Below are 24,075 nucleotides of genomic sequence, written 5' to 3'. Positions count from 1 at the left end.
GTATTGAAATATTGATAATCCTTCGGAATTATCAACATTCCAACACCCCAAAATAATCATTATGAGTTAATTAGAAATTAAATATTATATTTGAAGAACGGGATTAGTGCTTTTCATAGGACACGGTGTTGTAGCACGTTTTTAATTAATTATTATTTCAACATTCATTTCTTGCCCAATTCCAAGTTTTGGAATTAGAGCGTGATATGTCAAATTAGGGGCTACAGTTGTTTCATTTTGATTGAAAGTAACAATTAGATTTTCGTTCCCAGTCTCACAATTTTCAATTAATTCGTAGTCAATAGAAGTATTCCCATTCGCAAGTCCTTTCTTTCCAATAATCAAATCATAAACTGTAAAATCAATCGTAGGTTGGCAACTTCCTGATACAAATTCAGCAAAATCAAGTTGATTTTTAATAATCATAAAATTTTCAGATAATTCTATATCCATTTGATATTTAGTATTCGTACAGCCATATTCAATTTCAAGACTTGTCGTGTTTAAAATTGTATTAGTACAATCGTCATCATTGTTACAAGAAAATAGTCCAATAAATAAAACTGAGATAAATAAAATTCGATATTTCATAATTTACTTTTTTATAAGATGTTATTTTCAGAATGGTTGCGTCAAATGTGCTACAATGTTTAGGCTATGGCAAGTAGGGCGGTCGATAAGCGATTACTTTCCGCCACGCACTTAGCAAAACCTTTGGGTTTCCTTTTTTCTTTTTTCTGGTCAAGGCAAAATCCCAAAGATTTTGTGGACTTTACAAATACGCCCAAGCCTTTAAATATAGCACTTTCTGCCCTATTTGTTATAGCCATTGTTGGCAACTGTTATTTTTCCGAGAGTGCCAATTTTATTCCTAAGGCTATGAATATTCCGCCCGTTATTTTGTCCAACCACATTTTGATTTTATAGTTTTTTCTTATTCTGTCTGATAATTTGGCTGAAAATAATGCTAATGCCAAGCACCAAATTGTGCCCGTCGCAATAAATGTCAATCCTAAAATTATGAACGGCATTGAATTCGTTGCATATTTAGGGTCAATAAATTGTGGTAAGAATGCCAAAAAGAATAATGCCACTTTTGGGTTCAAAATATTAGTTAAAATTCCCGAAACAAATATTTTGCGATTGCTGATTATCTTTTTGTCCAACTGTTCAATTTCAAATTCATTCTGTGATTTGGTCAATAACGCCTTAATTCCCAAATATATTAGATACGCTGCTCCCAAATATTTAATTGTGCTAAAAGCTATTGCGGACTTAGCGATAATTATTGAAAGTCCGAAGGCTGCAACAATACAATGAACTAATGAACCAGTTGAAATTCCGATAGCTGACAATATTCCAGCTTTTTTTCCTTGCGAAATACTTCTCCCAAGAATGTACATTGTGTCTGCTCCAGGAGTTAAATTCAAGAGTATTGCTGCAATTAGAAAAGTTTCAAAATTCGTTATTCCAAACATATTGATTAGGTTTTTTATAATACTTGCCAACATGGCAATAAATACAATTGTTGTGTTTATTTCCATAATATATGCAACCCAAATATACCAAAAAATAAACCTCTTTTCGCTCTTCGCTAATTCCCGCATCCCTAAATTAAACCATTGCAAAACACGCCCCATTTAATTACCTTCCAATCTTCAAAAAACTATATTTATGAACAAGCTTTTTCTCTCGGCACTTTGTTTGGCTACGGTGGTGGCTTTCTCGCAACAACCCGCAACTTCTGCTGCTGCAATTACAACCGGCATTACACAAAAATCCCAACTTGCAGAAACGTCTTCAGTAAAAAAGGTACCCTTCAAAAGTATTGGACCTACTATTATGAGCGGTCGTGTGGTAGATTTTGCGGTAAATCCAAACAATCCTATAGAATTTTATGTGGGCTATGCCAGCGGCGGACTTTGGTATACCAATAATAACGGCACTTCCTTTTCACCGGTGATGGATAGCAGTCCAACCCAAAACGTTGGTTGCGTTGCTGTAGATTGGAAAAATGGTACTATTTGGGTAGGTACGGGTGAAGTAAATGCTTCTCGTTCTTCTTACGCAGGAATTGGTTTGCTGAAAAGCGATGATAAAGGTAAAACTTGGCAGAATATGGGGCTGACGGAAAGCCATCATATTAGCAGTATACTAATAAATCCTTCCAATCCAAATGAGGTGGTTGTTGGAGCAGTGGGTCATTTGTATTCAACGAATGAAGAACGTGGCGTTTTTAAAACTACTGATGGCGGTAAGAATTGGGAGAAAACTCTTTTTATAAATGATCAATCTGGTATAATTGAAATTTCAACAAACCCGAAAAATTTCAATACTATGTATGCCACCGCTTGGGATAAAGACCGAAAAGCCTGGAATTTTGATGGCAGTGGCGAGGGCAGCGGTGTTTATAAAAGTACCGATGCGGGCAGTTCGTGGTCGAAAGTTTCTACCGAAAATAGCGGTTTGCCAGTTGGCAAAGGAATGGGCCGAATGGGCACTGCGGTGGTAGATGACAATACCGTTTATTTGATTGTTGATAATCAATTTCACAGAGAAAAAGAGGCTAAAAAAGAAGAGACTGATATTCTTACAAAAGACGATTTCAAGAATATGGACACGGCAGCTTTTCTTGCATTGGATGATAAAAAGCTAAACCAGTTCCTTAAAATGAATGGTTTTCAAGAAAAATATCGCTCCGAAAACGTAAAACAAATGGTGCGCGTGGGTACTGTAAAACCCGAAGATTTGGCAAAATATCTTGAAGATGCTAACAGCGCACTTTTTGATACTCCTGTTATTGGTGCTGAGGTTTACAAAAGTACCGACGACGGAAAAACTTGGAAGAAAACTCACGAAGGTTTCATAGACGATTTGTATTATAGCTACGGATATTATTTCGGAAAAATTCACGTGGACCCCAGTGATGCCAGCAAAATCTATGTGTACGGCGTGCCAATTTTGAAATCTGCCGATGGCGGAAAAACTTTTAAAAGCATAGATGCAGATAACGTGCACGCAGACCACCACGCACTGTGGATAAACCCTAAAATGTCTGGCCATTTAATTGACGGTAACGACGGCGGCGTAAACATAAGTTATGACGATGGTAAAACGTGGATAAAAAATAACGCTCCGGCCGTTGGTCAATTCTATTCGGTGAATGTGGATAATGAAAAGAATTATAACGTTTATGGCGGATTGCAGGACAATGGCGTTTGGGTAGGTCCGCATGATTATGAAGCAAATCCTGGATGGCTTCAAAATGGTAAGTATCCGTACGAGTTTATCATGGGCGGCGATGGTATGCTTGTTCAAATAGATAATAGAAACAGCAACATTGTGTACACCGGCTTTCAATTTGGAAATTATTATAGGTTGAATAGAAATGGCGGCGATCCTGTTTACATCCAACCGAAACATGAATTGGGCGAAAGCCCATACCGTTTTAATTGGCAAACGCCCATTTTGTTGAGTAAGCATAATCAGGATATTCTCTATTTAGGTGGAAATAAATTAATGCGAAGCATGAACCAAGGCGATGATTGGACGGCAATTTCAGAAGATTTAACGAATGGCGGCAAACCAGGAAATGTGGCTTATGGTACTTTAACCAGTATTAGCGAATCACCTTTTCAATTTGGACTGCTTTACACGGGTAGCGACGATGGCTTGGTGCATGTTTCAAAAGATGGTGGTGCAAACTGGACAAATATTGCAACCACCCTTCCGAAGGATATGTGGGTGAGTCGCGTAATTGCTTCTTTACATAAAAAAGAGCGCGTATTTGTAACCTTAAACGGGTATCGCTGGGATGATTTTAAACCCTATGTATATGTAAGCGATAATTATGGTGCTACTTGGAAAGACATAAGCAGCAACCTACCAACTTCTTCAGTAAACGTAATAAAAGAAGATCCTGTGAATGAAGATTTGTTGTATTTGGGAACAGATAATGGCGCTTATATTTCCTTTAATCGCGGCGAAAGTTGGGATGTTTTTTCGAAAGAATTGCCCAATGTTGCGGTACACGATTTGGTAATTCAGCCAGATGCTAAGCACTTGGTTTTAGGGACTCACGGAAGATCCATTTATGTGGCAGATATTGCTTTGTTGCAAAAACTGAATATAAATACAATGAGCGAAATGGTTCTTGCCGAAATAGATTCTTTGAATTTTAGTCCACGTTGGGGCAGTAAATGGAGCACTTGGGGTGAAGTTTATGAGCCAAAAACCAATCTTCAGTTTTACAGTCCGCAATCTGGAAAAACAACTATTACAATTAAAACCGAAGATGGTAAAGAATTGCAACAACTTTCAACGGAAACCACAAAGGGAGTAAATGTGTTGGAGTATGATTTTTCTGTTTCCGAAAAAGGAAAAAGGGTGTTAGAAAAAGCGGAAATAAAAGTCAGAAAAGCTGAAAACGGAAAATATTATTTGCCGAAAGGGAAATATAAAGTCGAAATTTCTAATTTGGGAACAGTTTTTACCGCACTTATTATTGAATAAGCAATATTTACAGTGTCTGGAAAGCCGCTGAATTCTTCACTGGGCCATAGCGTATATGAGATTCTGTCTTATCCCTAAGAGTACTGTTAAAATTATGTTGAAATAGTAATTTTATTTCGTCCGAATATTTGGGAGATAACAATTATTGACTATTTTCGATACACTAATTTAAAAACAATTTAATGATGAAAAAACTACTTATTTTAGCAGTGGCGTTTGCTTTTGGAGCTAATGTTTCAAGTTACGCTCAAAATGCAGAATCGGCTCCCGTTGTTGGTGCCGGCACTCAAACAACTCCTGGTACGAACGCAATGTTCGATCCACTTTTCAACTACAATCTTTTCACAGAGATTGGGGCTAATGGAAATGCTGGTGTTGCATTTATAAATAACGAATTCTGGGTTTCAGCTTGGGCTTCAAATCAACTAAATTTATTAGCTAGTGATGGTACCTACATTACATCCTTTTCTATACCAGGAGTTTCAGGTGCTCGCTCTATTACTTGGGATGGAACAAATGCCTATATAGGTACTGCATCAACTCAAATTTTTCAAGTTGATCCAATAAGCAAAACGGTTGTTAGCACTATCACAATTTCTCCTTCAACTGGTGCAACAGCGCGTATGGTTGCTTTTGATCCTACGTTAGATGGTGGAAATGGTGGTTTTTGGACTGGAAACTTCTCTTCTGATATCGCTTCTTTTGATATGAGCGGAGCCGAACTTTCTGTTATTCCATTTGCAAATCACGGTGGAGCAATCTATGGTGGAGCTGTTGATTTAGTTTCTGCTGGAGGACCTTACCTTTGGATCGCAGATCAAAGTGCTGCTGGTGGTGCAACATTAATTCGTCAGTTATCTCTTCCTGATGGAGTAGCAACTGGTGTTGTTTATGACTATAACACAAGTGGTCAGCAACCAGGAGGTAATACATCTATTGCAGGTGGATTATTCATTTCAGATGATGTTGTTTCGGGAAAAACTACCGTTATAGGTATCGGTCAAGGAACTCCAGAAGATCAATTATTTGGATTTGAGCTAGCTGAAACTGCAGGCGTAAACGATAATCTTTCTTCAAACTTTAATATCTATCCAAACCCAGTTAGTGGCAATATTGTAAATATTCAGACAGGGATTGTAGGTGAAAAACAAGTTGCTGTTTTTGATGTTCTTGGGAAACAAGTTCTTAGAGCTACTATTTCTGGTAGTGAATTAAACGTTTCTGCTCTAAAAGCAGGTGTTTATATGGTAAGCGTAACTCAAAACAACATGAATGTTACCAAAAAATTAATCGTTCAGTAAGTAACTTTTAATATTGATAGAAGGCCGACTGTTTCAAACAGTTGGCCTTTTTTTTGCATTATAATATTTAAACCCATTCTAAATAGATTTTAAACAATTAAGAATGTTTGGCAACAAGCGGTTTGAAGTGTATTTTTGTGCAACTATTCTCGAAATAAAACCATAATGGCAATATTATCTTCATCAATTGCGCGTAAAGTTGCTATGGCACTTTCCGGCTTATTTCTTGTGCTGTTTTTGGCACAACATTTTACCATCAACATCACTGCGGTTATCGATCCCGATACCTTCAACAGTTTGTCCCATTTTATGGGGCATAATTTTGTGGTGCAATTTATAGCCCAACCTATTTTAATTATTGGGGTTATTTTTCACTTTGTAATGGGGTTGGTACTTGAAATAAGAAACCGCAACTCAAGACAAATTAGTTACAAATCGTTTAAAGGAAACAAAAACTCTACTTGGGCTTCGCGAAATATGATTATTAGCGGTGCCGTAATTTTGGCGTTCTTAGGACTTCACTTTTACGATTTCTGGTTCCCGGAAATAATGCACAAATATATAGAAGGCAATCCGCAAGACGCCACTCGTTATTACCCAGAGTTGCTTCATAAATTTGAAAGCCCAGTGCGCACAGGTTTATACTGTTTCGCCTTTGTGCTTTTAATGCTTCACCTTTGGCACGGCTTTTCTTCGTCTTTCCAAAGTATGGGTTGGAATAACAAATATTCAAAAGGTTTGAGAGGGTTCACGCAGTTTTACGCAATATTTATTCCGCTAGGATTTATATTTATTGCGCTTTACCTTCACTTTAATCAATAAACACCACGAAACGCAACGCTATGTCAACATTAGATTCAAAAATCCCAAAAGGACCCTTAGCAGATAAGTGGACAAATTATAAAAACGATATTAACCTCGTTAACCCTGCCAATAAACGTAACATAGACATAATTATGGTAGGAACGGGTCTTGCTGGTGGAAGCGCCGCTGCAACCCTTGCCGAATTAGGTTATAACGTAAAAACATTTTGCTATCAAGATTCTCCGCGTCGTGCACACTCTATTGCTGCACAAGGAGGTATCAACGCAGCCAAAAACTATCAAGGTGATGGCGATTCAAACTACAGATTATTTTATGACACCGTAAAAGGTGGCGACTACCGTTCCCGCGAAGGAAACGTGTACCGTCTTGCTGAAGTGTCAGCAAATATTATTGACCAATGCGTAGCACAAGGTGTTCCCTTTGCTCGTGAATATGGTGGGTATTTAGACAACCGCTCTTTTGGGGGCGTTTTGGTTTCACGTACTTTTTATGCGAAAGGACAAACTGGCCAACAATTATTATTAGGAGCTTACTCTGCAATGAACCGCCAAATAAACCGCGGAAAAATTACTCCATACAACCGTCACGAAATGCTAGATTTAGTAATCGTTGATGGAAAAGCGAGAGGAATCATTGCCCGTAACTTGGTTACAGGTGAAATAGAAAGACATTCCGCACACGCTGTGGTTATTGCTTCAGGAGGTTACGGAAATGCTTTCTTCCTTTCTACAAATGCTATGGGAAGCAACGTTACAGCTTCTTGGAAAATACATAAAAGAGGGGCATACTTTGCAAACCCTTGTTATACACAAATTCACCCAACATGTATTCCGGTTTCAGGAGATCATCAAAGTAAACTAACGTTGATGTCTGAATCTTTAAGAAATGACGGTAGAATCTGGGTTCCGAAGAATATTGAAGATGCTAAGGCAATCCGTGAAGGAAAGAAAAAACCAAAAGACCTTTCTGAGGCAGATAGAGATTATTACCTAGAAAGAAGATATCCATCCTTCGGAAACTTAGTGCCACGAGATGTTGCATCGCGTGCCGCAAAAGAAAGGTGCGATGCTGGTTATGGTGTAAATAAAACTGGACAGGCTGTTTACCTAGATTTTGCTTCGGCAATTGAGCGCTACGGAAATGAACAGGCTGTTATGAATGGTATTCATAACCCATCCAAAGAAGAAGTTACAAAACTTGGCAAAGAGGTTATCGAAAACAAATATGGAAATCTCTTCCAGATGTACCAGAAAATCGTAGATGAAAATCCATACGAAACTCCAATGATGATTTACCCTGCGGTACATTACACTATGGGTGGCGTTTGGGTAGATTACAACTTACAATCTACAATTCCTGGGTGCTACGTTACTGGAGAAGCTAACTTCAGCGATCACGGTGCTAACCGTTTGGGAGCTTCAGCGCTTATGCAAGGTTTGGCAGATGGTTATTTTGTACTTCCTTATACTATTGGCGATTATTTAGCGCACGATATTAAAACCGGAAAAATACCAACAGATTCTAAAGAATTTGACGAAGCCGAGAACAAGGTTCGTGAGCTTTTGGAAAAATTGATAAATAATAAAGGAACACATTCGGTAGATCATTTCCATAAAAAACTTGGCCACATTATGTGGAACAAATGTGGAATGGCTCGTAATGCGGAAGATTTGAAATCGGCAATGACCGATATTAAAGCATTGCGCGAAGAATTTTGGAGAGATGTAAAGATTCCGGGCGATATGAACGAAATGAATGCGGAACTTGAAAAAGCTACTCGTGTTGCAGATTTCTTAGAATTAGGTGAATTATTCGCGAAAGACGCATTACATAGAAACGAATCTTGTGGTGGTCACTTCCGTGAAGAATATCAAACTGAAGAAGGAGAAGCATTACGTGACGACGAAAACTTTATGTACGTTGCCGCTTGGGAATATACTGGAGATCCAGGAAATTCTGTGCTTCACAAAGAAGAATTGGAGTACGAGAATATTGAAGTTAAATCGAGATCATATAAATAGACTTTGAAATGCCCATTAACAATTTTCTAATAAAACGAAGATGAATACTTTGGGCATTCCATCTTCCGCTTTATCAAATATATTATAAAGATGAAACTTACACTTAAAATTTGGCGTCAAAAAAACGCAACTACAAAGGGAGAATTAAAGACCTATCCCATTGATGGAATAGAAGGTGACATGTCTTTTTTAGAGATGCTCGACGTTCTTAACGAAGGCCTTATAAACAAAGGCGAAGAGCCAGTTGTTTTTGATCACGATTGCCGTGAGGGAATTTGTGGAAGTTGCTCATTGCAAATCAATGGAGAGCCGCACGGACCTGATAGATTAGTAACAACTTGCCAATTGCATATGCGTATGTTCAAGGATGGCGATACTATTGTAATTGAACCTTTCCGCGCAAAAGCATTTCCAGTAATAAAGGATTTGGTGGTAGACAGAAGTTCTTTTGATAGAATTCAGCAGGCTGGTGGTTTTATTTCAGTAAATACTTCTGGGAATACGATTGATGCCAATACGATACCTGTAAATAAACAAGACGCTGACGATTCATTTAACGCAGCTACTTGTATTGGTTGTGGCGCTTGTGTAGCGGCTTGTAAAAATGCTAGTGCAATGCTGTTTACCTCAGCTAAAGTGAGTCAGTTTGCCTTGCTTCCACAGGGAAAAATTGAAGCAACAGAGCGCGTTTTAAATATGGTAGCCCAAATGGATAAAGAAGGTTTTGGAAACTGTAGCAATACTGGCGCTTGTGAAATTGAATGTCCAAAAGGAATTTCACTTGAAAATATTGCAAGAATGAACCGTGAATATTTATTCGCGAGTGCAAAAGGATAAATACATAAGAAATCATTTATACTAAAAAAATCCTAAGTGTAATGCTTAGGATTTTTTTATTGGCTTATAGGAAGGTTTTAACGCGTTAAAGCAGATACTTCCACCTTACTCAAATTGTGAAGTAAGACCTTCAAAAACTTGTCTATATCGTACGGTTTTATAATAATATCATTCATTCCTGAAGCCACAATTTTATTTCTCATTTCTTCAATTTCAATAGCGGTAAGGGCAACAATTGGGGTAAACTTATCAAATAGTCGTATTTCTTTAGTGGTTTCAATTCCGTCTTTACCGGGCATATTTATGTCCATCAAAACTAGGTCAAAGTTTCCTTTTTTAACTTTAGCGATAGCTACATCTCCATTTTCGGCTATCTCGCAAATCATGCCGTGAGTTTCAACTATTCTTTTAGTAACTATTTGATTGATACGATTATCATCAACCACAAGTATTTTTTTGCCGGTTAAATCATTAGTATCATCCAAACTTTTCACCTCTCGTAATTGTTCTAAAACCCGAAAGCCTAAAGTAAAACTAAAAGTCGATCCCTTTCCGACTTCACTTTTCAGTTTAATGCTCGATTTTGAAGCTTCGAGTAGTTTTTTAACAATAGTCAGCCCCAGTCCAGTTCCTTGGATTTTATTCTGGTCGGAATTAACTTGTTGAAATTCTTCAAAAATGGCTCTTTGCTTTTCCTTTGGAATACCAATACCATTATCTTTTATACTAAAATGTATGGTAATTTCATTTTCAGAAACTGATTCTTCTTGAGCCGAAATATAAATATCGCCATTGGTTGTGAATTTTATGGCGTTACCCACTAAATTCATCAGAACTTGGGAAAGTCGTACGCGATCTCCATAAATAGTGGGCGGAATATTTTTTGAAATCTCTACGTGCAATTTATTTTTATTCTGCACCAGTGCGTATTGGAAAGAAGAAACAATAGATTGAACCAGATCTTTTAGGTTAAACGGCGCTTTCATTTCATCGAGTGTGTTAGACTCAAGTTTGCTTATTTGAAGCACATCGTTTATAAGTGCCAAAAGGTAATCTGCCGAAAATTTCAAATTCTTTAAATCTTCTTGATGATCTTTGAGCGATTCGTCTTCTAAAAGTACTGCACTTAAACCAATAACTCCGTAGAGCGGCGTTCGCAATTCGTGGCTAACAGTTGAAAAGAATTTGCTTTTTGCCAAAGCTAGTTTTTCCGATTTTTGTTTCGCTTTTAAGTACTGTTGGTTTTTTTCCTTTAGCGTAAGTGTTAGTCTTTTTCTTCCTTTGTGCGAAATGTATAGAATAATTAAAAACAGACCCATCACTATGGCGGTTCCTATAAAGAAGTATAGCAGAATATTGTTGAGTAATGCTTTTTCTGAAACTAATTTCTTTTCTTTCTCAGCTTGGTGTGCTTGCTTTTTATATTCGTTTACACTAAACTGGGCGGCAGCATTCTGGACAGCCATCAGTTTTTCCTTTTCAAACTGAATTTCGGTAAGACTATCAAATTTTTTACGCACTAAAAAAGCATCTTGGTAACTCCCAATATCATATAAGGCGATGCTGTATTCTTTGTATACTTCAATTAAATAGTCGTCTATATATTTTTGTTCCTGCGCAAATTCAATGGCTTCTTTAAAATTTACAATGGCTTCTTTCGGTTTGTTTAACGTCAGGTTTATTTTACCGTGCAGTAAATTCATTTCGGTTGTTAACTCATTATAGTTTACAGCGGCAAGCCCTAGTTTTGCTTTGGTAAAGTATCGTTGAGCTTTAATTTTGTTACCTTTATTAAGATAAGATTCCGAAAGGTTGTAATACACTAAAGATGCCTCTATTGTGTCATTGTTTTTTAGTGAAATAGTAAGTGCTTTTTCAAAAAAGGGAAGGGCAGAATCGTATTTTTTTTCGGTTAAATAGATAGCTCCTGCAAAATTATAAGCACGGGCAATCTTTAAGTCGTCCTTAGATTTTTGCGCAAATTTTAAGTAATCCTGCGCATAAGAGTGAGCGTTCTTAAAATCTTTTAGATAGATAAAGGAAGCGCCTATTAGATATCTAGATTTATATGCGGCCTCCACATCGCCAATTTTTTCGGCTAACTTTATGTTATCAATAGATACAAGAATTACAGAATCATATTTTCCTTCAGAAAGCATATATTCTGTGCGATCTTGCATGCTTTTCAGCGAATCTTTGAGAATAGCATATTCACTCTTGTTTTGGTTTACAATAGTATATTGACTATTCTGTGCAAACCCAACGCAGGAAATAAATAATATAAAAAAGCGCAAATAACTCAAAATATGAAAGTGTTCAGAACAGGTTTTTAGAAAGTACTAAAATAGCACATTATAATGGAATTCAAAGATTAAACTAATCGGCTTCAATGGAAAAGTTATTGATACTTATTTATGAAAATAGTTATGTATTAGATAAAACTTTATCTTTAAATTCTAAAGAAAACACAATGAAATATTTTCTATTATTCTTCGGGATTTTTTCAATTTTTCCGTCCGTAGCACAGCAAATAAAGCCCAACGATCCGTTGGCACATACTTATTCAATAGTGGCGCGCGATGCAAATACAGGTGAAATGGCGGTTGCTGTCCAGAGCCATTGGTTTAGTGTAGGCACTGGAGTTTCTTGGGGCGAGGCTGGAGTTGGCGTTGTTGCAACACAATCATTTACCAATAAATCGTTCGGCATTCGTGGTTTGGAATTACTAAAACAAGGAAAATCACCAGAGGAAGCACTATCTATTTTGTTGAGTGATGATGAAGGTAGAGATTTCAGGCAAGTTGCAATATTAGATAATCAAGGAAGAGTGGCAACACATACGGGCCAAAGTTGTATAGATTTTGCGGGGCACACTAATGGTGAAAATTTTTCTGTACAAGCAAATATGATGCTTAACGATAAAGTTGTGCCGGCAATGGAAAAAGCTTGGAAGGAACACCACCAAATGCCTTTAGCCGAAAGAATGGTTGCTGTTTTGCAAGCAGCACAAAATGCGGGAGGCGATATTCGCGGCAAACAATCTGCAGCTCTATTGATAGTTGCTCCGGAAGCTACTAACGAGCCTTGGAATGATAGATTGTTAGATTTACGCGTGGATGATTCAGATAATCCAATAAAGGAGATTGATAGGCTTTTAAAAGTGTTTCGCGCTTATGAACATATGAATCAAGGCGATTTATATGTTGAAAAGAATGAAATGAAGGAAGCAATGGAGCAGTACAATGCAGCAATGAAAATGTTTCCCGAAAACTTAGAAATGCAATATTGGACGGCTATAACATTAGCAAACGATAAACAAATAGAGCGTGCTGCAGAAATGCTTCAGATAATATATAAGAAGGATGCAAACTGGAGAGAATTAACGCGAAGATTACCAAAAGTGGGCTTGCTAAATGTTTCAAAAGAAAATTTGAAACTGTTGCTCAGATAATATTTAACATCTGCCTTCGAATAAAAATAAGGTAGTTACGTTTTGTAATAAACTATGTTATTATTTATGCGAAAGCTATTTGTTATTATACTCTTCTTTTGTGGCGGACTTACTGGTATTGCACAAATAGGTGCGGTAATAGGAAAGAATAGCGATTACAAAAGGCATACAACATCTAAAAAAGCCAAGGCTGCATTTTCTACTGAAAGGCTTGCTTTTGCTATTACGAAAGATGCGAGGAGTGACGAAGATAAAGTGTCGGCAATTTACAAATGGATTACTGCAAATATTTCCTATGATAATGAATTGCGCTTAAGTGCTAAGCTTCAAAAAGAATTTTATACTTCTGAAGAAAATGTAATGCGGAAAGTTTTGGAGCGGAAAATGGCACTTTGCGGTGGTTTCGCATTTCTTTTTAAAAGTCTTTGCGAAGATGTTGGGGTTTCTGCAGCCGTGATTCACGGATTTACAAAAAACTATTCAGGGAAGATACAACAGGATAAAAAACCAAACCACACGTGGAATGCGGTAAAGCTGAATGGTAAATGGCAATTGCTAGATATTACTTGGGCCATAAGTTATGGCAGTAAAAACAACCCTGATGATTTTTGGTATTTAACCAAGCCTTCCAATTATATACTCTCTCACTATCCTGAGGAGCGTAAATGGACTTTATTAGAAATGCCTATTTCCTATTCAGATTTTCAGCATAATACTGTAAAATGAAAAAAACCTTCACAGCAATGTGAAGGTTTTTCGGTTTTATCAAACAAGATTGATACTATGCTTCTGCGTTTGGAACGATAGAAACGTAGCTTCTGTTGTCTTTCTTTTTGGTGAATTTCACTAGCCCATCTACTTGTGCGTGTAGGGTATGATCTTTACCACCATATACGTTCTCACCTGGGTGATGTGTATATCCTCTTTGTCTTACAATGATATTTCCAGCAATAGCAGCCTGACCTCCGAAAATCTTAACGCCTAAACGTTTTGATTCTGATTCGCGACCGTTTTTGGAACTACCAACTCCTTTTTTGTGAGCCATGGTTTATACTTTTTAATTAATGTTTTCTGTTTATTTGTTTTTCAACAATTCCTTAGCCTGCTTCACCCATTCGTCAGATTCAATCTTTTCGCGGGTAATACCGTCAATAGCTGAAAGCTCTTCACGGTCTGCAGCCTTAAGTTTACTAATTTGCTCGAAAGTATAAATACCAAGTTCGTTCAATTTTTCTTCGTAAACTGGACCAATTCCGTTGATCAATTTCAGATCGTCAGCGTCAGCTTTAAGCGCAGTACCAATACTGTGAAGTACCTTGTCGATGTTTATTTCAACTTGGGATTCTTCAGCACGGTGCTCAGCACGTGATACTAAGTTTTCGCTAACTTCAATTTCTTTTTTTGAAGTAACAGTTTTCTTGGCTGGTGCTTTAGTTTCGGCTTTTGCTTTTGGAGCAGCAGCTTTAGTTTCTTTTTTAGGTTCAGCCTTCTTAGCTTCTTCCTTTTTAGCAGGTGTAGCTCCTGAAGCTACAATGCTTTCGATTACAATTTCAGAAAGTGCCTGACGGTGTCCGTTTTTTACACGGTATCCTTTACGGCGTTTCTTTTTGAAAACTATAACCTTGTCACCTTTAAGGTGCTTTACGACTTTTGCTCCTATTTGAGCGCCGTTTATAGCCGGGGCGCCAATGGTAATATTGTCTCCGTCACCAATAAGAAGTACATTGTCAAAAGACACTGTTTTACCTTCTTCTACTGGCAAACGATTAACAAAAACCTTTTGGTCTTTCGCAACTTTTACTTGCTGCCCTGCTATCTCTACAATTGCGTACATAGCGAATCGTTTATAAAATTAGTTAAACTTAAATTTCCCTAACGTTTGCGGTGGCTTTAGCCGCCGAAGCAAACAAGGTTTGCGTAGGGGGCTGCAAATATAATTTTAAAAAAGGAAACGACAAAGTGTTTTTATTTAATCTTTTCAGAACCAATTGCCCAACTCTTAAAACAATGCTGTTTTTTTAGGATTACAACGATTTTATTTCATGATGTTTCTGTTCCCATCTTGCGTATTCCAAGAACTTTTAAGAAGTTGCATAAAAGCGAGCGTCAAGACCAAAGTTGTAGCGAACCCCATAATTAAAAGTGAAATAAGTAACATGAGTGTGCCTGCATCATATTCTAGATTCCACCTTTCCATAATAGCATTAGAGAATTCTGCGTCTATTTGATACATATAAACCGCCATAAAAATGGTGAAGATTATCGAGGCTATTCCTCCTGTTACTAAACCAACTTGAAATCCTTTTTCGTATTTGAAATTACTTTTCCCAGTGGCGTATTTTTTCATTGCCATATAAATTCCCAATCCGTAAATTAATCCGTTTACCGAACTCAATACAGGATATTGGTGTAGTCCTACTAATTTTAAAAGAAGAAAATATGCAATTAATGCTATTGCAATCCAAATACCGTAACGCGAATATACTTTGAACATAGTTGTTGATTTTACAGTCAAAAGTTACGAAAACTTGCCGAATCATTCAATATGCTTTGTTAAGATTTTTAAATTGAAGCTTAAACGGTTTATTCCCAAGTAATGGTTTCCATTAGTTTGCGTATATCCTCGCGAAGATAAACTACTGCGGGATAGATGGAATCGAAGTTGGGTTTAGCATCAAAGTAAAGAGCGCCGTTTAAAAAGTGGTTAATGCTATCGGTAACGTAAAATTCTGCTTGGGTTGCGGCGTTTCCGTTAATCATGTAGAACATTCCGTAAACCTTTTTATCAGGATTTATAAAAGGTTGTTCAGGAATGCTGTTTGCTTTTATAGTGTGGTCATAAGCCAATTTCTGCGCGTCTTGCAACAACGAATCTAAGTTGTTGTTTCGCACATCTTGATAGGTTAAGTATAAAGTAGCCTTCATATTTGGGTACGTTATATTTATGCCGCAATTGTTTTTTTGAACGAGTTTCGTGATTCTATTCGCTGAAAAGGAATAGGGGCAATCTGATGTAATCACGTTATATTCAGCTTTTGGATATTCCAAACGCAGCATAGCCGAAGGTTTTACCAAAACATCGTCTTGGCACGACGCAAGGATGAAAAAGCTGGAAAGTATAAGTAATGCGACGTTATATATTTTCAATAGTAAGTTTTATTTGTTTGATGCGCTTGCCTTCAAATGCTTCAATGGTAAACGCATAATGATGGAAAGATATTATTTCGTTTTTCTTCGGAAATCCTTTTGAAATTTCTAGAAGGAATCCCGCTAAGGTTTCAGCTTCGCCTTTTTCGTTCTCAAAGACTTCTGGGTCTTGGGGTTTTATTACTTTATAAAAATCTTTCAACGGTGTTTTTCCTTCAAAAATAAAGGTGTTGTCATCCAATTTTGAGAAAATTAAATCTTCGTCGTCAAACTCATCACTAATTTCACCAACAATTTCCTCGATTATATCTTCCAAAGAAATTAATCCACTTGTGCCGCCATATTCATCAACAACAATGGCGAGATGCATTTTCATTTCTTTAAATTCGTTCAGTAAATCGTCGAGCTTTTTATTTTCCGGAACAAAATAGACATCGCGTTTTAGTGTTTTCCAATCCAGAATTTTTCGGTCGGTATATGGAATTAGATCTTTCACATATAAAATTCCGGTAATATTATCCATGCTGTCTTTGTAAACAGGAATACGCGAATAACCGCGCTGGATAATTTCTGGCAGGATTTCTTTAAAAGATTGTTCTTCGTTAAGTGCAAAAATATCCATTCGGTTTTTCATTACCTGTTTGGTATCCGTATTTCCGAAGGTTACGATGCCTTGTAGAATTTTCTGCTCTTCGTAGGTAGTGTCTTTGTTTGAAAGCTCTAAAGCTTGCGAAAGATGATCTACACTAATATTAGATTTTTGTTTTCCGTAGCGGTCGTGTAAATATAATGTAGCAGATCGCATTGGCAAACTTATTGGAGATAGCAACGTATCTAAAACATTAAGTGGCTGTGCCATAAAAACGGCAAACGAGATCCGATTCCTGTTTGCGTATATTTTTGGTAGAATTTCTCCAAAAAGCAAAATTAGAAAAGTTACTAAAACAACTTTTAGAAGGAATACAACACTTACTTCAAAATAATATAAATTTAATGGGTAATCCCACCTGTCAAACCAGATAGTGCTCAAAGATTCAAAAAGCAGTACGATGGCGATGTTTAAAAAATTATTTGCCACCAAAATTGTAGCTAGTAGTTTTTTTGGTCTCGCTAATAATCGTTGTACAATCCCGAGTTTTTTTGTGATAGACTTTTCTTCATTAGTTTCAAAATCAGATGATGTTAATGAAAAGAAAGCCACTTCGGCACCCGAAATAAGGGCGGAACAGGCTAATAGAACAAACAGCATGACGGTGCTTGTTATTTGGGAAAAATCCAAAACGGTAAAGAAATATAATAAACCGGGGGGTTCAGTGTCCAAGTTATTGGTTTTAGTTAAATATTAAAAAGGAAGATCATCTCCTTCTTCAGAAGATTGATTGTTGCTTTGCGGTTGCGCTGCAGGCTGAGTTTTCTGGGAATTTTGTTCCGTATTGCTATGAGCTGCATTATTGCTTTCGCCTTTTGGAGATAAAAAGGTGAAGTCTGTACAGTGAATTTCGGTGCTGTATCTATCCAGCCCTTTGTCATCTTGCCATTTGCGCGTTTTTAGGCGGCCTTCAATATAAACCATGTCGCCTTTTTTCAAATATTTTTCACATATTTCTGCGGCTTTGTTACGAACTACAATATTGTGCCATTCGGTATTAGTAACGCGCTCGTTGGTTTGTTTGTTAGTATAGGTTTCGTTAGTAGCAATCGGGAAACGGCCTAAACTGTTTCCGCCTTCAAAATAATGCATTTTCACATCATCGCCTGTATGCCCAATCAACATTACTTTGTTCAGTGTTCCACTCATAACTATTGTTTTTTCAATTTGTGCAAAGGTAGATTTTGCGTTTTAAATATACGGAATTTTTAAATTTTTATATGAATTGAATTCATCCATTAGTTTTAAAGTGCAGAAAATCAATAATTCTCAAAAAACTCCGAAACAAAATCTGCAATTAAAACGGGAACTGCATAATTTCTTATTTCGGAAATTGGCACTGTGGTTTCAGCTTCTTCCGCATTTTCGCTGATGCGGGAAGTTTCTACAATCCAAAATTGCGTTTTTAAATGTTGATGCGAAAGTTTGTGTATAACCGGCTTTTCATTAAATAGTGAAATGGATTCAATATTTATATTTTCTGAAAGCTCATTAAACTGTGGAAGTTTTTTCAATGTTGAAAGATTTATTTCTTCTAAAGTTTCAATTAATGGAAATTCATAAAGCTTTTGCCAGATTCCTTTTCCCGTGCGTTGTTGTAGAATTGTACATTCCTTTTCTGAGAGAAATACCAAATAATTGAAATACCGGATTTTAACTGGTTTTGCCTTAATTTTTACAGGAAGCTCTTTTACTTTTTTCTGCTGAAATGCTATGCAGTTGTCATTAAAAATACAGCTTTCGCAATCGGGGTTTTGAGGCACACAGTGGCGAGCGCCAAACTCCATAATAGCTTGGTTAAACGTGCCGGGCTGATCTGTGTCAATAAGTTGTTGAGCAAGTTTTTTAAATTCCTTTTGTCCAGCGGTTGTATTAATAGGAGTAGCAATACCGAAATAACGTGAAAGCACACGATAAACATTTCCGTCCACAACGGCTTCGGGCTGGTTGAACGAAATACTGGCGATGGCACTAGCCGTATAATCGCCAACACCCTTCAATTTCAATAAATCTTTGTAGTTGCTGGGGAAAACACCATTCAATTCTTCGGAAACTATTTTTGCAGTGGTGTGTAAGTTTCGCGCTCGCGAATAATAACCCAAACCTTGCCAAAGCTTTAAAACTTCGTCTTCTGCTGCGTTTGCTAAATCTTCTATTTTCGGATAAGCTTCCACAAACTTCAAAAAGTAGGGCAAACCTTGCAAAACACGAGTTTGTTGAAGCATGATTTCGGAGAGCCAAATGTGGTACGGGTTCAATGTCTTGCGCCACGGGAGTTCGCGTTTATTTTGTAAATACCACGCAATGAGCTTTTTGGAAAAAAATGGGGCTAATTTAGGCATTGGGTAAAATTAATCTATATCCCATTAAATTTTAAAGGATTAAGGTTTGAATTATTGATTTTAAAATATGTATATTTGCGGTCTTAAAAAAAATCTAGAAAAGAATAATTAATTAAAATTTACATGTAATGACGAAAGCAGATATCGTAGCCAAGATTTCAGAAAAGCTAGGAATGGAAAAGAATGAAGTGCAAGCTACTGTTGAAACCTTTATGGAAGAAGTAAAAAATTCTTTAGAAGGTGGAGACAATGTTTATTTAAGAGGTTTTGGAAGTTTTATTATCAAAACAAGAGCTGAAAAAACAGGACGTAACATTTCTAAGAATACAACGATTAAAATTCCTGCCCACAATATTCCGGCTTTTAAACCTGCAAAAGTATTTGTTGAAGGTGTAAAAACCAACGTGGACGTAAAATAATACTAACCCGTTCTGCATTAGTGGAACATTAAAAATGACTTTAGTATGCCAAGTGGTAAAAAAAGAAAAAGACATAAGGTAGCGACTCACAAGCGCAAGAAAAGACGTCGCGCTAACCGCCACAAAAAGAAAAAGTAGTTTCAAAACTACTTTTTCTGTTTTAAAAGTGTTTCGAAAATTGCACCTTTTTGGTGCAATTACCGAATAAAACAAACAAAAAATCGTTCTTTGAAAATGAGATTGCAGCAACCAGCTTTTGGTTTGGTGTAGTTTCGCCGGATTTTTACATAAAATCTGTGAAAAATATTGTTTAATATGTCCGCCTTGGCGGTCACCAAAATTAATGTAACGTGAACAACGAATTATTTATTAGGTCTGGTTCACAAGAAGTTGATTTTGCCCTATTAAAGGATGGAAAACTTATAGAACTTCACAAGGAAGAAGAAGGTAACAATTTTACTGTAGGCGACATATTTCTTGCCAAAATACGTAAAACAGTTCCTGGGCTTAATGCCGCTTTCGTGAATGTGGGCTACGAGAAAGATGGTTTTTTACACTATCACGATCTCGGCCCAAAAGTGCTATCGCAGCTTAAGTTTGTGAAAGCCGTGAGTTCTGGAAAACTAAAAGATTACTCTTTAAAAGAGTTTCCATTCGAAAAAGAGATTGATAAGCATGGCAACTTAAATGATGCCCTAAAAAGCAATCAATCCATCTTGGTTCAAATAGTAAAAGAACCCATATCCACTAAAGGACCACGTATTAGTTCTGAGCTTTCAATAGCTGGAAGATATATAGTTTTGGTTCCATTTTCAGACCGCGTTTCTGTTTCTCAAAAAATAGAAACTAACGAAGAAAAAGACAGGTTGAAACGCTTAATTACGAGCATTAAACCGAAAGGATTTGGCGTAATTATACGCACCGTAGCCGAGGGCAAAAAAGTAGCAGAACTAGACAAAGATTTACAGAGCCTTATGGATCGCTGGACAGCGATGTGTAAGAAGCTACAAGGGGCGCACCACCCTTCAAAAGTGCTGAGCGAGCTAAACAGGGGAGCCTCTATCATCCGCGATATGTTTAACGATTCATTCTCTGCAATACATATTGACGATGAGACCCTATACTTGCAAATAAAAGATTATGTGCAGGAAATTGCACCAAAAAAAGACAATATCGTCAAGTTATATGACTCCAATGTACCGATGTTTGAAAAATTCGGCATCGATAGGCAGATTAAAACTTCCTTCGGAAAAACAGTATCAGGTAGCAAAGGAGCTTACTTGGTAATTGAACATACTGAAGCAATGCACGTAATAGACGTGAACAGCGGTAACCGAAGCAACAAGCAAAAAACACAAGAAGGCACAGCGCTGGAAGTGAATTTAATTGCAGCCACCGAGGTGGCACGACAGCTTAGGTTGCGCGATATGGGAGGAATTATTGTGGTAGATTTTATTGATTTGGCAAATGCCACACACCGCAAGCAACTCTACAACCACCTTCGTGACGAAATGAAGGACGATAGAGCAAAGCACAAAATTCTCCCACCAAGTAAATTTGGGTTAATACAGATAACCCGACAACGTGTAAGGCCAGAAATGAATATCAAGACCCGTGAAGAAGATCCCAGCAATGTGATCGACGGTGAAATTGAAGCGCCTATCATTGTTATAAATAGAATAAACGATGAGGTTAAAAGCCTTTTCAAAAAAGACTATAAAAAGTTAACGCTTAATACGCACCCTTTTATAGCCGCCTTTTTAACCAAAGGTTTCCCAAGTGTGCGCACCAAATGGTTTTTGGAGCACAAAAAATGGGTAAAAATTCAACCTCGCGATGCGTATACGTATCTCGAATATCACTTTGTCGATAAAGACGGCGAAATGATTAAATAATCAAAACCCCTTTTGAAGTTTTACTTCGGAAGGGGTTTTTTTGTGTCCCATTGTTACAATTGATACTTTGGATACTTTTGTTGGTATTGTGGAGCGTTGTAATATTTCTTTGCGAACTTTGTGAAATGACTTTCCGCACTTTTTGGTTAATTTTACCACAGAGTCCGCTGAAATCCTACAAAGAATATAGAGAAAACTAACTATAACACTTGGATATCCAAAAAATTTATACCGTTGAAGAAGCCAAAAGACGCATGGAGCGCTACTGCGTGTACCAAGAGCGTTGTCATAAAGAAGTGCATCAAAAGCTTTATGAAATGCGAATGATTCCATTAGCGATAGATGAAATAATTGATCACTTACTTCAACACAATTTTTTAAATGAAACCCGCTTTGCGCAAGCCTTTGCACGTGGAAAATTTAGAGTGAAAAAATGGGGCAGAAATAGAATTGTAAACGAATTAAAGCGACGCGATATTTCAAAATACAATATTCAGATTGCCTTAAAAGAAATACCCGATTCAGAATACTATAAAACCTTTGAAGCCTTGGCAGAAAAGCGACTGCGGCAATTGGTTTCTGAAACAAATCTACAGAAGAAACGAAAAAAACTGGCCGACTATCTTTTTTATCGCGGGTGGGAGAGCGAAATGATTTATGGGAAGGTTGGGGAGATTTCAAAATGATATTCTTTGCGCGGAGAAAGAAAACAACTCACACCAATTACCAGATTTTACTCAATTTCCAAACAAGCAACATCTTTATAATCTGGATTTACACAAAAGTCAAAGATTATGTTTTGATGATTTTCCATTATTCCAACAATGTTATTTGTTGTCATATTCCCAGTTCTTAGCCAAATGATTTTGGGTGGAGATCCTTTTATATTTGCAATATCGGCAAAGTCTGCATCGAATGTTATAATCGTAAAATCATTTGCTTTTGCGTAATGCCATATTTCGATGTCTGAAGCATTTTCCAACGCTAATGTTCTTACCTGTTTTGAATCAGGAAAAATGGATTGTATTTTATTTATAATTCGAAAAGATATATTTTGGTCAAATAAGAGCTTCATTATGCAACTCTAATTCTGTTTTCCCTATTTGCAGCAAACGATAAACAAGCATTTATTCCATCCTCGTCTAGCTCTGGGAAGTCAGCTAAAATTTCTTTTTTGGTCATGCCATTGGCAAGCCAATTCAGAACATCATATACTGAAATACGTGTGCCGGCTATTACAGGTTTTCCAAATCTTTTGTTTGGGTCAATTGTTATATATTTTTTATAATCAACCATTTTAATTTTTTATCTAAAATACAATTTTTTTTATTGAAGAAGCAAGAAAGTATTTTTCGGAAGTTTTGATAGATAAGAATAGAGGCTTAACTGATTGGTGGTACGAGTTACAAACTCTCGACAGCGGAGGTGACTTCAAAATCTTTTTTCTACGAAAATCTATATGTTGAATACCCAACCCCGAATGTTATCGTAATCAAAAATATATTGACAGCAGTTAATGATTGTACTGTTGGTATAGGTCTGAAGCTTTGGACAAACTGCGTTTTAACTCAGTTTAGGTTTTGTTGTGGAACGTTTTATTCTTTTCGTAAGTGTTGCAAGTCCTACGGAAATTGGAAAAGCAGTCCATCCAAAAAAAAGAATACTAAGAAATGACATCATCAAAGCTCCATAAATTCCATTTAAAGGGTTGAACGGGTCTCCAAAAATTTGCATTCCAAAATATTTCCATTTTATGAAATTGACAAATATTGCTTCATACCAGCAAAGCCAATGACTTAAAAAAGCAACAATAAGAGCAACTATTATGATTCTTCCAATGTTGTAATCCGCCTTGCGTTCTATGAAATATTTAGATAGAGCATAAGCGGTAATGAATCCTGCACTTCCAGCATAAAACCACAATAACTCCCAGCCCTCACCTGCTGTTTCAGTAGCAAATACTAATGCAGCAATGCTTGAAACTATGCCAAACATTAGGGCATATGTTAGTGAGAAACTAATTCTTTTAATAACTGACGTCATTTTTTTTAAGGAATGTAGTACAATGTTTATGTAAATGAGTTATGGCGTCATTCGTCACAAACCTTTCCAAATGGACAATGACCAAATCATTGCTTTTATACTGTGTTGCCTTTAGTTTTTTTACAGTTTGTTCAAAATAGCAAGCTCATTTGGTTCCAGTAACTTAATTGGTAAATAAAATCCTTGTTTTGATTTTGTTTTCAGCGCAAAATATGTTTTTCTTTTCTTAACCGTTTTCAAATCAGAATAATCTAATTCCGATTTACTTTTATCAGAATAAATAATTATTTTTTCATTTTCAATTTCATAATCAAGGTCAAAGTTTTTGAACCAAGCCTTTTGAGTCCAAATGATAATTAGCGGTTTGAGCAAATAATAAATTCCAAAAAATATCGTAAAACCTGAGTAACTGATTCCGAATTTCGTATTTCCGTTAAAGTATAAATTCAATCCCATTATAAAAATTATCGGTCCACCGATGATTCTCAAGATTGAGAAATAAATTCCGTATCCAAAATAATATTCATTTAGGAAAATCTTTATTCTGTCAGACTGCGATATTTTTTCTTTATTCACTATTTTTTCAAATTATTGTCAACATGTGTATAAACAACACAGGGATAACCAAATCTA

At 36.7% G+C, this 24,075-nt stretch carries 24 protein-coding genes; 10 read left to right on the top strand and 14 right to left on the bottom strand.

Going from position 1 to position 24,075, the window contains the following annotated elements:
- Positions 1-141: 141 nt before the first annotated feature.
- On the bottom strand, positions 142-591 hold the full coding sequence (locus tag AC3RVF_RS12675; RefSeq protein WP_489693501.1) for a hypothetical protein: 450 nt from the start codon (positions 589-591) through the stop codon (positions 142-144).
- Between the two features lie 251 nt (positions 592-842).
- Complete coding sequence (locus AC3RVF_RS12670) at positions 843-1,544, bottom strand: LysE family translocator (RefSeq protein ID WP_489693500.1); 702 nt, start codon at positions 1,542-1,544, stop codon at positions 843-845.
- Positions 1,545-1,674: 130 nt separating this feature from the next.
- Here AC3RVF_RS12670 and AC3RVF_RS12665 point away from each other — a divergent pair, with 130 nt between their 5' ends.
- From AC3RVF_RS12665 to AC3RVF_RS12645, 5 genes are all read left to right on the top strand, one after another.
- Positions 1,675-4,512: a WD40/YVTN/BNR-like repeat-containing protein gene (locus tag AC3RVF_RS12665; RefSeq protein ID WP_489693499.1), complete on the top strand. Its 2,838-nt coding sequence runs from the start codon at positions 1,675-1,677 to the stop codon at positions 4,510-4,512.
- A 182-nt stretch (positions 4,513-4,694) separates the two neighbouring features.
- Positions 4,695-5,813 (top strand): T9SS type A sorting domain-containing protein, encoded by a 1,119-nt coding sequence (locus AC3RVF_RS12660; RefSeq protein WP_489692373.1) that lies wholly within the window; start codon positions 4,695-4,697, stop codon positions 5,811-5,813.
- A 165-nt stretch (positions 5,814-5,978) separates the two neighbouring features.
- On the top strand, positions 5,979-6,635 hold the full coding sequence (locus AC3RVF_RS12655; RefSeq protein WP_489692372.1) for a succinate dehydrogenase cytochrome b subunit: 657 nt from the start codon (positions 5,979-5,981) through the stop codon (positions 6,633-6,635).
- A 20-nt stretch (positions 6,636-6,655) separates the two neighbouring features.
- Positions 6,656-8,659, top strand: a complete 2,004-nt coding sequence (locus tag AC3RVF_RS12650; protein WP_489693498.1) for a fumarate reductase/succinate dehydrogenase flavoprotein subunit — start codon at positions 6,656-6,658, stop codon at positions 8,657-8,659.
- Positions 8,660-8,749: 90 nt separating this feature from the next.
- Positions 8,750-9,496: a succinate dehydrogenase/fumarate reductase iron-sulfur subunit gene (locus tag AC3RVF_RS12645; RefSeq protein ID WP_489693497.1), complete on the top strand. Its 747-nt coding sequence runs from the start codon at positions 8,750-8,752 to the stop codon at positions 9,494-9,496.
- Between the two features lie 77 nt (positions 9,497-9,573).
- On the opposite strand, the gene AC3RVF_RS12640 is transcribed toward AC3RVF_RS12645, so the two are convergent.
- Positions 9,574-11,676: an ATP-binding protein gene (locus tag AC3RVF_RS12640; protein ID WP_489693496.1), complete on the bottom strand. Its 2,103-nt coding sequence runs from the start codon at positions 11,674-11,676 to the stop codon at positions 9,574-9,576.
- A 209-nt stretch (positions 11,677-11,885) separates the two neighbouring features.
- On the opposite strand from AC3RVF_RS12640, the gene AC3RVF_RS12635 reads away from it, so the two are divergent.
- The gene (locus tag AC3RVF_RS12635) at positions 11,886-12,947 is read left to right on the top strand and encodes a DUF1028 domain-containing protein (protein WP_489693495.1); all 1,062 of its coding nucleotides are present in this window, start codon (positions 11,886-11,888) and stop codon (positions 12,945-12,947) included.
- 66 nt (positions 12,948-13,013) lie between these two features.
- Positions 13,014-13,673: a transglutaminase domain-containing protein gene (locus AC3RVF_RS12630; protein ID WP_489692367.1), complete on the top strand. Its 660-nt coding sequence runs from the start codon at positions 13,014-13,016 to the stop codon at positions 13,671-13,673.
- 55 nt (positions 13,674-13,728) lie between these two features.
- Here AC3RVF_RS12630 and rpmA read toward each other — a convergent pair whose 3' ends face one another.
- The 7 genes from rpmA to mutY form a co-directional block, all read right to left on the bottom strand.
- Entirely contained in the window at positions 13,729-13,992 is a 264-nt protein-coding gene (rpmA, locus tag AC3RVF_RS12625; protein WP_026451119.1) for a 50S ribosomal protein L27, read from the bottom strand.
- Positions 13,993-14,022: 30 nt separating this feature from the next.
- Positions 14,023-14,781 (bottom strand): 50S ribosomal protein L21, encoded by a 759-nt coding sequence (gene rplU / locus AC3RVF_RS12620; RefSeq protein WP_489692366.1) that lies wholly within the window; start codon positions 14,779-14,781, stop codon positions 14,023-14,025.
- 201 nt (positions 14,782-14,982) lie between these two features.
- The gene (locus AC3RVF_RS12615) at positions 14,983-15,441 is read right to left on the bottom strand and encodes a DUF4199 domain-containing protein (protein WP_489692365.1); all 459 of its coding nucleotides are present in this window, start codon (positions 15,439-15,441) and stop codon (positions 14,983-14,985) included.
- 89 nt (positions 15,442-15,530) lie between these two features.
- Entirely contained in the window at positions 15,531-16,094 is a 564-nt protein-coding gene (gene gldD / locus AC3RVF_RS12610; RefSeq protein ID WP_489692364.1) for a gliding motility lipoprotein GldD, read from the bottom strand.
- Positions 16,081-17,415 carry a gliding motility-associated protein GldE gene (locus tag AC3RVF_RS12605; RefSeq protein WP_489692363.1) on the bottom strand — a complete coding sequence of 445 codons (1,335 nt, stop codon included), beginning with the start codon at positions 17,413-17,415 and terminating at the stop codon, positions 16,081-16,083. Before AC3RVF_RS12605 ends, gldD begins: the two co-directional genes overlap by 14 nt.
- A 21-nt stretch (positions 17,416-17,436) precedes the next feature.
- The gene (locus tag AC3RVF_RS12600; RefSeq protein ID WP_489693494.1) at positions 17,437-17,892 is read right to left on the bottom strand and encodes a single-stranded DNA-binding protein; all 456 of its coding nucleotides are present in this window, start codon (positions 17,890-17,892) and stop codon (positions 17,437-17,439) included.
- Positions 17,893-18,002: 110 nt separating this feature from the next.
- A complete protein-coding gene (gene mutY / locus AC3RVF_RS12595; protein WP_489693493.1) occupies positions 18,003-19,085 on the bottom strand; it encodes an A/G-specific adenine glycosylase in 1,083 nt (360 codons plus the stop codon).
- 128 nt (positions 19,086-19,213) lie between these two features.
- Here mutY and AC3RVF_RS12590 point away from each other — a divergent pair, with 128 nt between their 5' ends.
- From AC3RVF_RS12590 to AC3RVF_RS12580, 3 genes are all read left to right on the top strand, one after another.
- The gene (locus AC3RVF_RS12590; protein ID WP_014782104.1) at positions 19,214-19,504 is read left to right on the top strand and encodes an HU family DNA-binding protein; all 291 of its coding nucleotides are present in this window, start codon (positions 19,214-19,216) and stop codon (positions 19,502-19,504) included.
- Positions 19,505-19,854: 350 nt separating this feature from the next.
- On the top strand, positions 19,855-21,399 hold the full coding sequence (locus tag AC3RVF_RS12585; protein WP_489693492.1) for an Rne/Rng family ribonuclease: 1,545 nt from the start codon (positions 19,855-19,857) through the stop codon (positions 21,397-21,399).
- 254 nt (positions 21,400-21,653) lie between these two features.
- Positions 21,654-22,085 (top strand): regulatory protein RecX, encoded by a 432-nt coding sequence (locus tag AC3RVF_RS12580; protein WP_489693509.1) that lies wholly within the window; start codon positions 21,654-21,656, stop codon positions 22,083-22,085.
- Positions 22,086-22,132: 47 nt separating this feature from the next.
- On the opposite strand, the gene AC3RVF_RS12575 is transcribed toward AC3RVF_RS12580, so the two are convergent.
- From AC3RVF_RS12575 to AC3RVF_RS12560, 4 genes are all read right to left on the bottom strand, one after another.
- A complete protein-coding gene (locus AC3RVF_RS12575) occupies positions 22,133-22,474 on the bottom strand; it encodes a DUF5615 family PIN-like protein (protein ID WP_489692358.1) in 342 nt (113 codons plus the stop codon).
- Positions 22,474-22,695, bottom strand: a complete 222-nt coding sequence (locus tag AC3RVF_RS12570) for a DUF433 domain-containing protein (RefSeq protein WP_489692357.1) — start codon at positions 22,693-22,695, stop codon at positions 22,474-22,476. Before AC3RVF_RS12570 ends, AC3RVF_RS12575 begins: the two co-directional genes overlap by 1 nt.
- Positions 22,696-22,962: 267 nt before the next feature.
- Positions 22,963-23,394 carry a hypothetical protein gene (locus tag AC3RVF_RS12565; RefSeq protein ID WP_489692356.1) on the bottom strand — a complete coding sequence of 144 codons (432 nt, stop codon included), beginning with the start codon at positions 23,392-23,394 and terminating at the stop codon, positions 22,963-22,965.
- Between the two features lie 168 nt (positions 23,395-23,562).
- Positions 23,563-24,018, bottom strand: coding sequence for a YcxB family protein (locus tag AC3RVF_RS12560; RefSeq protein ID WP_489692355.1), 456 nt, complete (start codon positions 24,016-24,018; stop codon positions 23,563-23,565).
- Positions 24,019-24,075: the final 57 nt, after the last annotated feature.

This window comes from Aequorivita sp. IT1183 (assembly GCF_058068265.1).
This window is presented reverse-complemented; position numbering and strand designations above follow the sequence as displayed.